This window comes from Actinoplanes sichuanensis (assembly GCF_033097365.1).
Lineage (GTDB): Bacteria > Actinomycetota > Actinomycetes > Mycobacteriales > Micromonosporaceae > Actinoplanes > Actinoplanes sichuanensis.
The window spans coordinates 1,168,303-1,182,758 of the sequence record NZ_AP028461.1; the positions used below are offsets into that span (position 1 = coordinate 1,168,303).

At 70.8% G+C, this 14,456-nt stretch carries 12 protein-coding genes; 6 read left to right on the forward strand and 6 right to left on the reverse strand.

What is annotated here, in order from left to right; translation table 11 throughout:
• The first annotated feature begins 15 nt into the window (after nt 1-15).
• From lnt to Q0Z83_RS05095, 3 genes are all read left to right on the forward strand, one after another.
• On the forward strand, nt 16-1,623 hold the full coding sequence (lnt, locus tag Q0Z83_RS05085; protein WP_317797034.1) for an apolipoprotein N-acyltransferase: 1,608 nt from the start codon (nt 16-18) through the stop codon (nt 1,621-1,623).
• On the forward strand, nt 1,620-2,390 hold the full coding sequence (locus Q0Z83_RS05090) for a polyprenol monophosphomannose synthase (protein WP_317792613.1): 771 nt from the start codon (nt 1,620-1,622) through the stop codon (nt 2,388-2,390). The genes lnt and Q0Z83_RS05090 overlap by 4 nt, the downstream gene beginning before the upstream one ends.
• An 82-nt stretch (nt 2,391-2,472) precedes the next feature.
• Nucleotides 2,473-2,982 (forward strand): FxsA family protein, encoded by a 510-nt coding sequence (locus Q0Z83_RS05095; RefSeq protein WP_317792614.1) that lies wholly within the window; start codon nt 2,473-2,475, stop codon nt 2,980-2,982.
• A gap of 1,101 nt (nt 2,983-4,083) precedes the next feature.
• On the opposite strand, the gene Q0Z83_RS05100 is transcribed toward Q0Z83_RS05095, so the two are convergent.
• Both Q0Z83_RS05100 and Q0Z83_RS05105 read right to left on the reverse strand, forming a co-directional pair.
• Complete coding sequence (locus tag Q0Z83_RS05100) at nt 4,084-4,422, reverse strand: RNA polymerase-binding protein RbpA (RefSeq protein WP_014689763.1); 339 nt, start codon at nt 4,420-4,422, stop codon at nt 4,084-4,086.
• Between the two features lie 504 nt (nt 4,423-4,926).
• On the reverse strand, nt 4,927-5,922 hold the full coding sequence (locus tag Q0Z83_RS05105) for a serine/threonine protein kinase (RefSeq protein ID WP_449701856.1): 996 nt from the start codon (nt 5,920-5,922) through the stop codon (nt 4,927-4,929).
• Between the two features lie 875 nt (nt 5,923-6,797).
• On the opposite strand from Q0Z83_RS05105, the gene Q0Z83_RS05110 reads away from it, so the two are divergent.
• Nucleotides 6,798-7,601: an SDR family oxidoreductase gene (locus tag Q0Z83_RS05110; RefSeq protein WP_317792616.1), complete on the forward strand. Its 804-nt coding sequence runs from the start codon at nt 6,798-6,800 to the stop codon at nt 7,599-7,601.
• 327 nt (nt 7,602-7,928) lie between these two features.
• Here the strand turns inward: Q0Z83_RS05110 and Q0Z83_RS05115 are convergent, their stop codons facing one another.
• Entirely contained in the window at nt 7,929-8,360 is a 432-nt protein-coding gene (locus Q0Z83_RS05115) for a DoxX family protein (protein ID WP_317792617.1), read from the reverse strand.
• Between the two features lie 74 nt (nt 8,361-8,434).
• Here Q0Z83_RS05115 and Q0Z83_RS05120 point away from each other — a divergent pair, with 74 nt between their 5' ends.
• Nucleotides 8,435-9,046: a TetR/AcrR family transcriptional regulator gene (locus Q0Z83_RS05120; RefSeq protein WP_317792618.1), complete on the forward strand. Its 612-nt coding sequence runs from the start codon at nt 8,435-8,437 to the stop codon at nt 9,044-9,046.
• Nucleotides 9,047-9,396: 350 nt separating this feature from the next.
• On the opposite strand, the gene Q0Z83_RS05125 is transcribed toward Q0Z83_RS05120, so the two are convergent.
• Entirely contained in the window at nt 9,397-10,539 is a 1,143-nt protein-coding gene (locus Q0Z83_RS05125) for a GDSL-type esterase/lipase family protein (protein ID WP_317792619.1), read from the reverse strand.
• 196 nt (nt 10,540-10,735) lie between these two features.
• Between Q0Z83_RS05125 and Q0Z83_RS05130 the strand changes: the two genes are divergently transcribed.
• Nucleotides 10,736-11,542, forward strand: a complete 807-nt coding sequence (locus Q0Z83_RS05130; RefSeq protein ID WP_317792620.1) for a hypothetical protein — start codon at nt 10,736-10,738, stop codon at nt 11,540-11,542.
• 69 nt (nt 11,543-11,611) lie between these two features.
• Here Q0Z83_RS05130 and Q0Z83_RS05135 read toward each other — a convergent pair whose 3' ends face one another.
• Complete coding sequence (locus Q0Z83_RS05135) at nt 11,612-12,061, reverse strand: hypothetical protein (protein WP_317792621.1); 450 nt, start codon at nt 12,059-12,061, stop codon at nt 11,612-11,614.
• Nucleotides 12,062-12,391: 330 nt separating this feature from the next.
• Nucleotides 12,392-14,443 carry a sensor histidine kinase gene (locus Q0Z83_RS05140; protein ID WP_317792622.1) on the reverse strand — a complete coding sequence of 684 codons (2,052 nt, stop codon included), beginning with the start codon at nt 14,441-14,443 and terminating at the stop codon, nt 12,392-12,394.
• Nucleotides 14,444-14,456: the final 13 nt, after the last annotated feature.

Here is a 14,456-nt window from a genome sequence, read left to right on the forward strand (position 1 = left end):
CTGCCGAGCGTGGAAATGACACTGCCCCCTCCGGCGCTCACCGAGCCGGGCCCCGCGGCCGACGTGCCGCCGCGCCCGCTGCGGTTGCCGGTGGCCGTGGCGCTGGCCGTCGCCTCCGGCGTCGCCCTGCTGCTGGCCCTGCCTCCGTACGACCTGTGGTGGCTCGCCCCCGTCGGAGTGGCGCTGCTCGCCGCGGCCGTACACCGCAGGCGCCTGCGGGCCGGGTTCGGACTCGGTTACCTGACCGGGCTGGTGCTGTTCGTCCCCCTGCTGGAGTGGACCACCATCGGCGCCGGTTGGCTGCCCTGGATCATCCTCAGCGTCGCGCAGGCCGCCTACATCGGCCTGGCCGGCCTGGCCGGGGCCTGGACGTCGCCGCTGGCCGACCGTTGGCGGGCACTGTGGCCACTGCTCACCGGCCTGATCTGGGCCGGGCAGGAGTTCCTGCGCGACCGCACCCCCTTCGGTGGCTTCCCGTGGGGACGGCTCGCGTTCTCCCAGGGTGACGCCCCCACGCTGCGCCTGGCCGCGTACGGCGGCGCGCCCCTGGTCACCTTCGTGGTCGCGATCGCCGGTGGTGCCCTGCTCGCCCTGGCCTGGCGGCGCACCGGCGTCCTGGCCGCCGCCGGGTTCGCCGCGCTGACCGCCGTCCTGCTCGTCGGCCCGGCCGTGCTGCCCCTGGCCGGCATCGGCGGACCGACCACCACGGTGGCCATCGTGCAGGGCAACGTGCCCCGCCTCGGCCTCGACTTCAACGCCCAGCGGCGGGCGGTCCTCGACAACCACGTCAACGCCACCATCGCGCTGGCCGCCGACGTCGCCGCCGGCCGACAGAAACAACCGGGCCTGGTCGTCTGGCCGGAGAACTCCAGCGACATCGACCCGCTGCGCAACGACGACGCGGCCGCGCTCATCCAGTCCGCCGCCGACGCGATCAAGGCGCCCATCCTGGTCGGCACCCTGCAGCGCACCGACGTGGAGGGTGACATCTACAACGTCGGCATCCTGTGGCGTCCCGGCGGTGCCGGCCCCGACCTGGACCAGCAGTATGAGAAACGGCACCCGGTCCCGTTCGCCGAGTACATGCCGCTGCGCTCGATCGCCCGTCTGGTCACCGACAAGGTCGAGCTGGTCCGCAACATGCTCGCCGGCGACCACCCGGGTGTCATCGACACCGGTGCGGTGGTCGTCGGTGACGTGATCTGCTTCGAGGTCGCCTACGACGGCATCGTCCGCGACACCGTCGACGGCGGCGCGCAGATCCTCACCGTGCAGACCAACAACGCCACCTTCAACGAGGCCGAGGCCCTGCAACAGCTGGCCATGGTACGGCTGCGGGCCGTCGAGCACGGCCGCGAGGCCCTGATGGTGTCCACCGTCGGAGTGTCCGGTTTCGTGGATGGCGAGGGTTCAGTCCACGGTTCGACCGGTTTCAACACCGGTGCGGTGGTGGTCCGTGACATGAACCTTGACGGACCGCGTACGCTGGCGACTCGTTCGGGCCACTGGCCCGAGGTGCTGATCGTCTTTGGTACGGTCTGCGCCCTCATCGGCGTGCTGCCCCTGCGCCGCCGTAAGACGAGAATCGACAGTGACGACGTGACAGTTTCGGAGGAACGGTGAGCGAGGCCGAAGGCTACCCGGGAGTGGGACGGGTCCTCGTGATCATCCCCACGTACAACGAGGCGGACAATGTCCGGCTGATCACCGAACGGGTGCGTAAGGCGACTCCTGCCGTCGACATCCTGATCGCCGACGACAACTCCCCGGACGGCACCGGCGCCATCGCCGACGAGCTCGCGCAGGCCGACGACCACATCTTCGTGCTGCACCGGGCCGGCAAGGAGGGCCTCGGCGCCGCCTACAAGGCCGGTTTCGCGTGGGGTAAGGACAAGGGCTACGACGCGGTCGTCGAGATGGACGCCGACGGCTCCCACGCCCCCGAGGAGCTGCCGCTGCTGCTGGACGCGCTCAAGGACCACGACGTGGTCCTCGGCACCCGCTACATCCCCGGCGGGAGTGTCCACAACTGGCCGATGCGGCGGCTGCTGCTGTCCCGCGGCGGCAACATCTACATCCGGATGGCGCTCGGCATGCCCTTCAAGGACGCCACCGGCGGCTACCGGGCGTACCGGATCGCCGTCCTCGACAAGATCGACGTCGGGACGATCGCGTCCACCGGCTACTCGTTCCAGGTCGAGATGGCCTGGCGTTCGTACCGGCAGGGCTTCCGGATGAAGGAGGTGCCGATCACGTTCACCGAGCGCGAGATCGGTGTCTCCAAGATGAGCGGCAACATCTTCAAGGAACAGCTGCTGAGGGTCACCGTGTGGGGTGTGCAGGCCCGCAAGGAGAGCCTGGTCAACCTGGTCGGCCGCAAACCGCGTTAAGGAAACACTCAGCTTCGAGGTGTCATGCTTGAGCGAGCCCGTCGTGAGGCGGGCTCGCGTGGCACCCTCCGGAGGATCGACGATGCGCCGAAGCCGACTGGCCTATCTGCCCCTAGTGTTTCCGCTGCTCGCCTTCGCTGAGTTCCTGGCTTTCGTCTCGGTGGCGCACGCCATCGGTTTCCTCTGGGCGTCGCTTCTGCTCGCCGCCTCCAGCGCCGCCGGTGTCCTGCTGCTGCGCCGTGAGGGCATCCGCGGTTTCCGCGCCTTCCAGGAGGCCACCCGCGACGGCCGGCCCCCGGCCGCCGAGGTCACCAACTCGCTGATCGGCCTGGCCGGGGCGTTGCTGCTGGCCCTGCCCGGTTTCATCACCGGCGTCACCGGCATCGTCCTGCTGTTGCCGCCGAGCCGTTTCCTGGCCCGGCGCGGCGTCGAGCGCCTCGCCTCCCGCCGTCTGGGCGGCGCCGCCACCGGCGACCTGTTCGGCCCACGCCGAGTCCGAGTCCACCAGAGCGACCCGGTAACGGTCGTCGTGGTCGACGAACAGCGCCCCACTCCACCTGCCGCAGCCATCGAGGGCGAAATCGTCCGCTGACCCACACCGGCCGCTTGCCCGCCGCTTTTCCTGGGCAGCTGCTTGCGCTGAGTGGCCGGCGCGGGTCGTTTCAGCGCTGCGCGTCTGGACGCATCGCCTCAGCGCTGCGCGGCGTGGGGGTCGTTTCGGTGCTGCGAGTCCCGGGCGGGTGGTCTTAGTGCTGCGCGGAGTGAGGGTCGTCTTAGTGCTGCGTGGCGTGGGGGTCGTTTCGGTGCTGCGAGTCCCGGGCGGGTGGTCTTAGTGCTGCGCGGAGTGAGGGTCGTCTTAGTGCTGCGTGGCGTGGGGGTCGTTTCGGTGCTGCGAGTCCCGGGAGGGTCGTTCTAGCGTGCGCTTCCGGGCGTGTCGCCTCGGTGCTTCGCGGCCCGGCCCCCGCCACTCCCACCCATCGCCTGCAATTCACTCTGGTGCGAAATCGAGCCACACCCCGCGCACCGCCCCACCCACTGACCGCGAGTGGTGATCCGCTGTGCGGATCGAGCCGCGGGCGACCACCCGATCTCGCCGCGCCGTGCGTGGGTGAGGCGTGGCATGCGGTAATGGGTACGACCTGGCACCACGCCTCCGCAGCTCGTTGCCCTTGCTAGCCCCGTGCCCGCGCCCGCCGCGCCCGCCGCGCCCGTCCGCGCTTGTCGCGCCCGTCCGCGCTGGTCGTGCCCGTGTCCGCCGCGCTCGTAGGCCCGCACTCGTCGCGTCGCGCTAGCCGCCCGCGTCTGCGGTGACCCCGCGTCTGCGGTGACCCCGCGTCTGCGGTGACCCTGTGCTTGCGGTGACTCCCGCATTCCGCGGCTCGCGCCCGCCGTGATCCCCACCCCTGCCGTGTCCCGCGCTCGCCGGCTGTGTTTGACCCCGGGAGGGCGTGGCCCTGACCGGGCGTATCGCGCTGCGTCAGCCCACGTATCCGTCGCTCACCGTGGACATGGTGACCTGCGGTGCGCGTCGGATACGGCCGACGCCGACGACCCCGCCATCTGGATCAACCCGGCCGATCGGGGCCGCTGCCTGATCACCGGCACCGCCAAGAACGCTGTAGCGCCGGATCCGGGGCCGGGCATGCGGAAAGGGCCACCCCGTCAGTCGGGGTGGCCCTTTCCGTGTCGGTTCTCAGCGACCGCGGCGGGTGCGAACCTCCTGCAGCCGCTCGTTGAGGATGTCCTCCAGTTCGGCGATCGAACGCCGCTCCAGAAGCATGTCCCAGTGGGTGCGCGGCGGCTTGGCCTTCTTCTGCTCCGGCTCGCTGCCGTCGACCAGTCGGGCGACGCTGCCGTCGAACTTGCACTCCCAGGTGGTGGGCACCTCGGCGTCGACGGCGAACGGCACCTCGAACTGGTGACCCTTCACGCACAGGTACTCGCGGGTCTGCCGGGGCGCCAGCTCAGTGTTACGGTCGGACTCGTAGCTGACTGCGCCTAGACGGCTGCCGCGCAGCATGCGTTCGCCCATGATCGGCTTTCCCCTCGCTCGTGGTGCTGCTCTCGTTGGTGTAACGAAAGGCGCGGCCGCTGGATTCCTCCGCCGGGATCCCCGCCGGCCGCCTAAGTTGTCTGTCCGCACCGCTGTATCGGCGGTGTTAACGCTATGAGCGTAACCGGCCACTCACCCCAGCTCGCAAACCGAACCGGTACCCAAGCGGCCCTTGGTCCACTTTATGGGTCTTTGGAGCTTGTTCGGGTGGTGCGATGTCGGTCACTCGATCAGATTCACTCGTAATTCACGGCACCTTCGGTCACCCGCGGATGCGCACACCGTAGTGATCGGCTGACACCGGACGTGCTGAAGCCTTCCGGCCACCTCCTCTGCCCGCCCGCGAACGTGAGAATGTTCACCACTTCTTCTCCCGCGAGGCCTCGACTCAGGAAACGCCACTCCCCATCGCGGCCCGCCGGGTTCCGCCCTGCACGGTTTTCTACCCCGAACAGCGGCGCGTACACCCGCCGGCTCTCCTGCTCAGCTGTTGTCGGAGGCCGTCGGCTGGGCCGGAGCCGGCACCGGCGCGGCCGGTCGCGCGGCTCCGAGCGCGGCCAGAGCCGCCGCCAGGTCGCTGACCTGCGACGTCAATTGGGCAACCCGGTTCTGCGCGGCGTCGGCGTCGGTGCGGGCGAACGCGAGGCGGCGTTCGAGATCGGCCTGGTCCCGCGCGGCACGGTCGGCGGCCCTTTCAAGATCCTCAGTGGTACGCCGTAGAGCGTCCCGTTCAGCGAGTGCCGCGGACAGGGACTCCCGCGCGGCGGACGCCTCCGCCTCGGCCCGGTGCGCCCGGTCGGCGGCCTCGTCACGCTCACGTTCGGCGGTGGTGGCGCGCTGGCCCTCCCGGACGGCGTCGGCCGCCAGCCGTTCCGCCTGCTCCCGAGCGGCCGTCAGTTCCTCCTGCGTGCGGCGTTGCGCTGCTTCGGCCGTACCGCGGAAATCTTTGGCATCTTGAATCGCGGTCTTGAGGTCACGCTCGGCGCTGTCGCGGGCGCCGCGCATGTCCTGAAGCTCGCGGCGCGCCGCCTCCAGATCCTCGGCGGCCGCGTCGCGTTCCGCCTCGGCACGCTCACGCAGGGCAGCCGCTGCGGTGGCAGCACGGACCGCCTCATCACGGGCCGCAGCCGCCTCCTGGGCGCGTTTGCCTGCCTCCTCGGCCGCCCGCTTCGCATCCTCGGCCTGCTGGCGGGCCTCGTCACGCTCGGCGGTGGCGGCACCCGCGACCTGCTGCGCCGCAGCGGCCGCGGTCGTCGCGTGCTCGGCGTCACGACGGGCATCGTCACGCTCCGCATGCGCGGCCGCAACCTGCCCGGACGTCTCCGCCCGAACCTCGGCGACCTGCCGCTCCACACCGGCCGGAGACATCTCCGAATGCAGCGCCTCGGTCAGCGACCCGACAAGCTGATCAAGACGATCAACGACCTCCCACGTACGGGCGACCTGCCCCGCCAGTCCCGGCGACTGACGGTGCCGCATCCGCACGTTGCGCGAGGCACGCTGACATTCCCCGTCGTTGTCCCGGCAGTAGCGGAACGGCCGGCCGGCAGACGAACGCTGCGGAACCGGGCGACCACAGTGGCCGCAGGGACGGGTCTCGGCTTCGGAATCCTGCACAGTCATAACGCCCCCAACCCTAGGCCGCCGTCACCCCGCACCTCGGCAACCACACCGTTCACCACCCACATGATCCCCGTCCCACCCCGACTCCGTTCCGGTAGGACCCTCGCAAGCCCCCGCCACCGCCCGCTCGTCGCCCGCCGGTTCACCGTCCGTCGTCCGTCGCCCGCCGGTCCGTCGCCCGTCGCCTGTCGTCTGCCGGTCCGTTGTCCGTTGCCTGTCGTCTGCCGGTCCGTTGCCCGTCGCCTGTCGTCCGTCGTCTGCCGGTCCATTGGGCGTCGCCTGGCGTATGGTGGCCGCCGTTGCCCGTTGCCTGCCGTCTGTTGCCTGTTGCGCGGCGTCGGTGCGCGCCGTCTGTTGCCTGTTGTGCGGCGCCGGTGCCCGCCGCCTGTTTTCCCGTCGGACGGCAGCCACCGTTCGGCGCACGTGGATCTTGGACAAAGCGCACCCTCGCGTCGATCTTGCGGCTCCGTCCACATCCCAACGGGAAGAAGGTTGCAGAGTCTCCACCGGGTAGTGGGCCTTGCATGAGAAACCACGCTCACATGTGAGGATCGTGTGAGATCCCTGTCGATGTGACGAGGTGTGCAAGATTCGCCAGGCTCGCCGGGGCCTCTGCGGGCACGACAATGCAGCCTTGGACCCGCGCCTCGATCTCGTTCCTGGCCGGCGCGACGGCTGCGGGATGGGTGGTGGGCTTACGGGGCGTACCTCGATGGTCTTAAGGTTTTCCGATGGAACGCACCGCGTTGGTTACCGGGGCCTCGTCCGGGATTGGTCTGGCTACGGCGAAGGCTCTGGTCAGCCGGGGTTTTCGGGTGTTCGGGACCAGTCGGGATCCGGACCGGCTGAAGCCTGAGCAGCGGGCCGACGGTGTCGACTATCTGGCGCTCGATCTTGAGGATGACGCTTCGATCGACAGTCTTGCGGGGCCGTTGGCCGAAGTCGACGTGCTGGTCAACAACGCGGGGGAGAGTCAGTCGGGGCCGATCGAGGAGCTTCCGATGGATGCTCTGCGGCGGATCTTCCAGGTCAACGTGCTCGGGCCGGTTCGGGTGGCGCAGCTGGTGCTGCCGGGGATGCGGGAGCGCCGCTACGGGCGAGTGGTCATGGTCGGGTCGATGCTGGCGTCGTTCCCGCTGGCCTATCGATCGTCGTATGTGGCCTCGAAAGCGGCGATCAAGGGTTTCAGCAATGGGGCCCGGCAGGAGCTGACGCCGTTCGGGGTGTGGATGACGACGGTGGAGCCGGGGTCGATCGCCACCGGGATCAGTGAGCGCCGTACCAAATACATCGGTGAGGGTTCGCCGTATCGGGAGGACTTCGCCCGGATGCTGGCCGCTCTCGACCGCAACGAGCGTGCCGGGATCACCGCGGAACGCGTCGCCCAGACGATCGTCGCCGCAATCGAAGCGGACCGGCCGAAGGCCCGCTACGCGGTCGGCAGCAACGCTCCGGCCGTCTTCGCGCTGCGTCGCCTCCTCCCCAGCGGGGTCGTCGAGAAGATCGTCCACCGGCGTCACGACCTCAGCCGCTAAGCCACCGCCGGCGTCCCGAGAACCGAGGACGCTGGACCGCCGCCAGCGCGGCCGGAACCGAGGGCGCTGGACCGTCGCCAGCGCGGCCGGAACTGAGGGCGGTGGCCGACCTCCGGAAACGCGGGGGTGCCGGGCGGCGGAGATCAGAGCGCGAAACCGGCGGCCGGTGTCCCATTCAGCGAGCTTGCTGGCAGCGAGCGTGCCGAGGCTTCGCCGGCGGAGGTGGGTGAAGCGGGTGAGGTGAACGCGATGCCGGCTCGCGAGGCGGAAAGCGGCCACTGAAAGCCGCGAGCCGGACCGGGTGGGTTGTGTGCGGCAGGGGAAGCGTCAGCGGGTGGCTTGAGTCCGGCTGGTCAGGCGGCCTCGGATGGTGCTGATCGCGCTTGTGGCGGCCAGTGCCCACAGCACCAGTAGCGGCTGGAAGAACAGCCGCACGAAACGCTTCGTGTCGGTGTCCAGGCCGAAGCCGTCTTTGTGCTCCAGCCACTGGGCCACGTTGCCTGGGAAGATCACGATGAAGAACAGGGCCACTATCGCGCCCAGGAGGCCCCGCGCCGGCTGTCGCCACACCGTCAGCAAGGCCAGGCCTAGGCTGATCTCGACCACGCCGGACGCCAGCACCACGAAGTCGGCGGGAAGCGGGAACCAACCCGGCACCTGCGCCTGGAACTCACTGCGGGCCACGGTCAGATGGGTGATGCCGGCGAACGTCAGGACCGCGCCGAGCAGCGCCTGACCCACGTTGCGGAAGACCGCCATGATGCCCCTCCAGATATGAGTACCGAATCATAACTGATGAATCCATCAGTTTCGAGCGGGCTTAAACTGGCTGCATGAACGGTGGGCGGCTGGAACGGCGTAAGGCACAGACCCGCGCCGCGCTCGTCGACGCCGCCCGCACGATCCTGACCAGCCGGGATCCGGCCGGGGTCAGCATTCAGGAGATCACCGAGGCGGCCGACGTCGGGTTCGGCAGCTTCTACAACCACTTTCCGTCCAAGCAGGAGCTCTTCGACCTGGCGGTGGCGACGGCCGCGGCCGAGCATCGAGCGCTGCTCGACGTCGCGACGGCGGGCCTGACGGATCCGGCCGAGGCGCTGGCCGTGGCGGTGCGGGTGACCGCCCGGTTTCCGCGCACCTACGCCGACCTGGCCCGGCTCATCGACCGGGTCGGCACGGGCTATCCGGCGGCCTACCGGATCGACGCGCTGCGGCACGCCCACGACGTGGGGCGGCTCTGCTTCGACGACGCCGAGGTGGCGCTCGCCTGTGTGAACGGTGCGGTGCTGGGCGTGCTGCACCACAGCCTGCACGCCGACGACCAGACGATCGACGACGCCGCCGACCGGCTGGCGGTCGGTCTGCTGCGAATGTTCGGCCTGGTCGAGGGCGACGCCCGAAAGGTGGTGTCGCGCCCCCTGCCGACGCCGCCGGCCGCTCCCTGAGCCCGGAACCCGGGCGCGTTCCAGCCGGTTTGCGGCCGGTCGCCGCCAGAAACCCCCGCGACGCCCCCGGAGGGGGTACAGGCCGAGGGGCGTACGGGCCGGAGGGGGTAGAGGCCGAGGGGGGTAGAGGCCGAGGGGGGTACGGGCCGAAGGGGGTACAGGCCGAGGGGGGTACGGGCCGAAGGGGGTACAGGCCGAAGGGGGTACAGGCCGAAGGGGGTACAGGCCGAAGGGGGCACAGGCCGAGGGGGGGTACGGGCCGAGGGGGTACGGGTCGAAGGGGCACAGGCCGAGGTAGGTACAGGCCGAAAGGGGTACCGGCCGGAGATATGACCGACCAGCTGGACGGCTCAGTCGGTGAACCAGTCCAGGTCCACGGCGTCGGCGATCGCGGCCAGCCCCGCGGCGGACGGATGCAGGTGGTCACCTGAGTCGTAGCGGCGCAGCAGCCGGGCCGGACGGTCCGGATCACGGGTGGCCAGGTCCTGGTCGAGCACCGCGTCGCAGCCGCTGTCGGCCGAACGCAGGAACGCGTTGACTGCGACCCGCCCGCTCTCCGCCCGGTCCGTCCAGTAACCGGCGCCCTGGAACGGGGTGAGGGTCGAGCAGATCGCCCGTACCCCTGCTGCTCTCGCTCTGGTCGTCAGCTCCCGGAGGGAGCCGGTGATGCGGTCCACCATGGGCGGGTCGGCCGCGCCGAGATCGTTTATCGCATCGTCGGAGATGATCACCCATCGCACGCCGGCCCGGCGCAGCACATCGCGGTCGAACCGGGCCGGTGCCCGTTCGCCGTGGTCGTCGGCGGTCAGCCGGTTGCCGCTGAGGCCGGTGTTGAGCACGCCGATCTCCCGGCCGGACGCGCGCAGCCGGTCGGACAGCAGGTCGGGCCACCGGCGGTCACCGCCGAACGGGGAACCCAGCCCGTCGGTGATCGACGCCCCGAACGCGACGATCGCGCCGTCGCCGCCGCGCACGTCCAGCCCGGACAGGAAATACCAGCTCTTCTCGGTTCGTGCGCCGGTCAGTTCGGTGGCGAACACCTGATCCCCGGCGGCGACCAGGTTGTGCCGGGACGCGACCGCGTGCCTTGTGCCGGGCCCGGTCGCGGCCGGCAGATAGAGGCTGACCGTCACATCCGCGTCGGCCGGCACCACGAACGCCGCCTCGTCACTGACCGCTGTGCCACCGGCCGGGATCGTCACCGATGGTCGCCCGCCGAACGTCACCCTCAGTGCGGCGCCGATCGTGGCCGAGCCGATCGTCAGCGGCCGGTCGCCGAACTCGTTGGTCAGGTGCAGCCGAGCCGCGTATCCGCCGATGCTGGTGTGCACGACCTGCCGCAGCGTCTGGTCGTCGAAGGGGCGGCCACCGCCCTGAACGGCGGCCGCCCAGGTGCCGGTCCAACCAGGCGGCGACGGCGACCCGACGGTGAGTCGTGACGGTGCCGCCGCACAGCCCGTCAGCAGGAGGAGGAACACGACCGCACGTCGCATGATCCCATCCTGTCATCGAGCGTCGGCCCAGGTCAGAGACCCGGCTTGCAGGTGCCCAGGCGGAAGATGCAAACCCCAGAGCAGAGCCTTTGGTACGGCCATCGAAGGCGCCGTGGCTGTCCACGCGACGTCCGCCCGGCGCCGGGCCGCGAGGCGGCCGCCGGGCTGAATGCGGTGGTCCCGGCAGGATGGTCCCGTGGAGATCATCGAGCAGTTCGTCCTGGGCAAGTCCGGGCACCCGCACCTGTGTGAGGACGCGATCGTCGTCACCGACAGTCACGCCGCGGTGATCGACGGGGCGACCGATGTGAGCGGGCGGAGTTTCCACGGCCGGTCGGGTGGCTGGTGGGCGATGGACGCCTGCCGTGACGCCCTCGGCCGGCTCCCCGGGGACGTCGGCGTGCACACCGCGCTCGAAGCCCTGACCGCGGAACTCGCCGCCCGTGCCGAACCGGGCCACACCGCCGCCTCGGTCACCGTCTACTCGCGTGCACGCCGGGAGATCTGGCAGATCGGTGACGTCGGCTTCGCCTACCGGGGACTACCGGCGGAGATCGGCCGGCCGCGCAAACTCGTCGACCGGGTGGCGACGTCGTTCCGGGTCGCGGTCCTCGCCGCCGAGGCCGCGGCCGGGCGGATCAGCCTGGACCGGGTGGTCGACGACGATCCGGGACGCCTGGCCGCCCGGGCGCTCGTCAGCCGGCAGAGCGCCTTCCGTAACAAGGTCGGGCTGTACGGGTATGCGGCGGTCGACGGCCACCCGGTCCCCGCGTCGCTGCTCGTCGTGCACCGGGTGCCGGACGGGATCGACGAACTGGTGATCGGTAGTGACGGCTACCCGCAGCTCGGTGCGACCCTCGCCGAATCGGAGTCGGAACTGGCCCGTCTGCTGGCGAAGGATCCCTGGTGCGTGGCCGAACTCGCCGGCACCAAGGCGGTCCGGCCGGGTCAGGTCAGCTTCGACGACCGGGCCTATCTACGTCTCGGTCTGCTCAGTCTCTGAAGGCGGCACAGCCGGGTGAAGGCTGCTCAGGCGAGGGCTGAAGGCGGCTCAGGCGGGGGTGAAGGCGGCTCAGGCGGTGAAGGTGCGGCGGGTGCGGGCGGCGGCCACCCGGGCGACCATCAGCTCGACGACGGCCTCGAACACCGACAGGACGATCAGGAAGATGTCGGACGGACCGGAGACCGAAGACATGCCGACCGTGACGACGACGACCACCACGGCGATCGGGATCGCCACCACCCGGACACCGGCCAGCACCACCGCCACCTCGGCGAGCCGGTGGCCGAGGCCGTCCCGGAACAGGGCGATCGCCGCCAGCAGCATCACCACGGCGCCGACCGCCGCCGAACCGGCGAACAGCATGAACGGCGCCACCTCGGCCGCGGTCACGTCGCCGGCCCGGTACGCCGTCCACATGATCGAGTTGATCACGACCAGGCCCGCGTCGACCAGGACCAGGATCAGGGTCAGCACGCCCAGGACCCGGTTGCTCACACCCTCGGAAGACCCATGCGCCACGGTGTCCCCCTCACGGCTCCACGCATCCGGTTCCGCCAATATCCCACCGCCGCGCCACCCCGCCGTAGGCCGCGGAGCGCTCACCATGGTGGTGGGGGTGAGGGTGCCGCGTCACCCGCCCGGGGCCGCGGAGCGCTCATCGCGGTGGGGGTAAGCGTGCCGCGCCACCCAGCCCGGGGCCGTGGAACGCTCAGGGGTGCGCACGGCTTCTCGGTGACGGGCCGCCCTCAGCCCGGCGGTCGCGTTTCGGCCCGGACGGTGCAGGCGCTCGCGTCGTGGTCCGGGACTGCGTGGTGAGGCGGGAGGGTCTGGCGCGTACCGCCACGGGGGTTAACGAACGGTGACGGGCGGGGCCGGTGCCGAGGTCGCGGACCGGGTCGGGCCGGGGGCGCAGGGCAGGGAGAGGACGAAGACCGCGCCGCGCGGCTGACCGGCCTGGTAGGTGATGGTCGCGCCGGACGCGCCGGCGAGCCGGGCGACCAGGTAGAGGCCGAGGCCGGTGCCGGGTTTGGTGGTGGCGACGCCGGTCTCGGCGCGGGTGAAGCGTTCGAAGAGATGCGGGATGAACGCGGCGGGTACGCCCTCGCCGTCGTCGGCGACGCGGATCAGGACCCGGTCACGGTCCGGGGTGACGGTGACCCGGACCGGCGCCGCGCCGTACTTGACCGCGTTGCCCAGCAGATTGCCCAGCAGCAGGCTCAGATGGGCCGGATCGGCGAACGCGGTCACCTGGTCGGGCGCGATGACCGTGATCGTCCCGGGTTCGGCGCCCAGCGCCGCGACTGCCTCCCGGACCACGTGGCTCACGTCGAGCCGGGTCGGTCGGGCGGTGAGCGCACCCGCGTCGAGTTGCGCCAGCGTCAGGATCTCGGTGACCAGTTCGTCGGCGCGGTGCCCGGCGGTGGTCATCCGGCGCAGGTAGTGCAGGCGGGTGTCGTCGGGCAGGCCGGACCAGTCGTCGAGCAGCAGCTCACCGGCCGACACGATGGTGGTGAGCGGCTGGCGCACGTCGTGGGTGAGCATCGCCATGAAGTCGGCCATCTGCTCGTTGGCGTGTTCCAGGCGTTCGGCGTGCCGGGCGAGTTCGGCGGCGTCGCGGCGGCGTTCGTTCTCCAGGGCGTGCCGCTCGGTCATGTCGATGATCTGGGTGGCGATGTACTGCGGCCGGTCCGCCTCGTCGCGGAGCAGGCTCGCGGTGATCGCGACCTCCACGACACGACCGGCGGCGTGTACGTATCTCTTGTCGATGTCGAACCCGTCGACCCGGCCGGTACGGCAGTCGCGGATGTTGCGCAGTGACAGGTCCACGTCGTCGGGGTGGGTGAGGTCGGTGACGTGGCGGCCGATCATGTCGGTCTGCGGCCGGCCCAGCATGTGGCAGAGCGTCGGATTGACCCGGGCCAGCCGTCCGTCCATGTCGGTCAGCGCCATCCCGATCCGCGAGTTGTCGAACACTTTGCGCAGTCGCTGCTCGCTGGAGCGCAGCTCACGACGGTTGCGGCGGGCCCGGGTGGCGGCCGCGACCACGAGTAGGCCGACCACCGACGCGGTGACCAGCGCGGCCCGTCCGGCGGCCCGGCTGCCCGATGTGGACGCGAACAGCACGTCCTCGGAGACGGCCGCCGACAACCGCCACGGGGTGCCCGGAATGTCGCGGTAGGTGTACTGCCACCAGCCGCCGCCGTCCTGGTATCGGCCGGTGGCGGCCCGGTCGAGGGCGGCGTGCAGTCGGGGTTCCTCGTTGGCGAGCAGGCTCACACCGGTGTGCGGGTGGTTGGCGGCGACGACCGCGCCGGCGTTGTCGACCAGGTGCACCTTCACGCCGTCCAGCGGGATCGCGGTCGACAGGTAGGACGAGAGCGGGCTGTCGCCGACGGCCACCGCCCCGGAGAACACGCGTCGTCCGTACGGGGTGTCGAACGGCACCGCGAAACCGACGACGGGCCGACTTTCGGCGGCCGACGCGACCACCGGGGAGACGGCGGCACGGTCCTCGGTGACCGCGGTGTGCAGGTGCGGGTAGCGGTCGGCGATCTTCTGGCCGAGCAGTGCCGGGTTCGGCGGGATGACCTGCAGGAGCCGGCCTTCGGCGTCGAGCAGGACTGCGGCCGGATAGCCGAAACCGCCGACCGAGCGCTTGAAATCGGCCGCGTCCACCGCTGGGGTGCTCAGGAACGCGTGGGCCTGGGTGCCCTGTCTGGTGATCAGGTCGCTGACCATGGCCTTGACGAAGTCGGCGGCCAGGCCGGCCCGCCAGTCGTAACGCTGGACGACGGCGTTCTTGGTGGTTCGTTCGACCCAGGTCAGGACGCCGGCGCCGACACAGGTGAGTGCGAGCCAGGCCGCGAGCGGCGCGGCCAGGAAACGCCACCCCATCCGCATCTTTCAGACTATT

Excerpts from the sequence above, each read along its gene's own strand:
- Q0Z83_RS05095 (WP_317792614.1), top strand. The coding sequence starts at position 2,473 with ATGCGCCGAAGCCGACTGGCCTATCTGCCCCTAGTGTTTCCGCTGCTC.
- Q0Z83_RS05120 (WP_317792618.1), top strand. The coding sequence starts at position 8,435 with ATGAACGGTGGGCGGCTGGAACGGCGTAAGGCACAGACCCGCGCCGCG.
- Q0Z83_RS05140 (WP_317792622.1), bottom strand. The coding sequence starts at position 14,443 with ATGCGGATGGGGTGGCGTTTCCTGGCCGCGCCGCTCGCGGCCTGGCTC.
- Q0Z83_RS05110 (WP_317792616.1), top strand. The coding sequence starts at position 6,798 with ATGGAACGCACCGCGTTGGTTACCGGGGCCTCGTCCGGGATTGGTCTG.
- Q0Z83_RS05105 (WP_449701856.1), bottom strand. The coding sequence starts at position 5,922 with ATGCGGCACCGTCAGTCGCCGGGACTGGCGGGGCAGGTCGCCCGTACG.
- lnt (WP_317797034.1), top strand. The coding sequence starts at position 16 with ATGACACTGCCCCCTCCGGCGCTCACCGAGCCGGGCCCCGCGGCCGAC.
- Q0Z83_RS05125 (WP_317792619.1), bottom strand. The coding sequence starts at position 10,539 with ATGCGACGTGCGGTCGTGTTCCTCCTCCTGCTGACGGGCTGTGCGGCG.
- Q0Z83_RS05115 (WP_317792617.1), bottom strand. The coding sequence starts at position 8,360 with ATGGCGGTCTTCCGCAACGTGGGTCAGGCGCTGCTCGGCGCGGTCCTG.
- Q0Z83_RS05100 (WP_014689763.1), bottom strand. The coding sequence starts at position 4,422 with ATGGGCGAACGCATGCTGCGCGGCAGCCGTCTAGGCGCAGTCAGCTAC.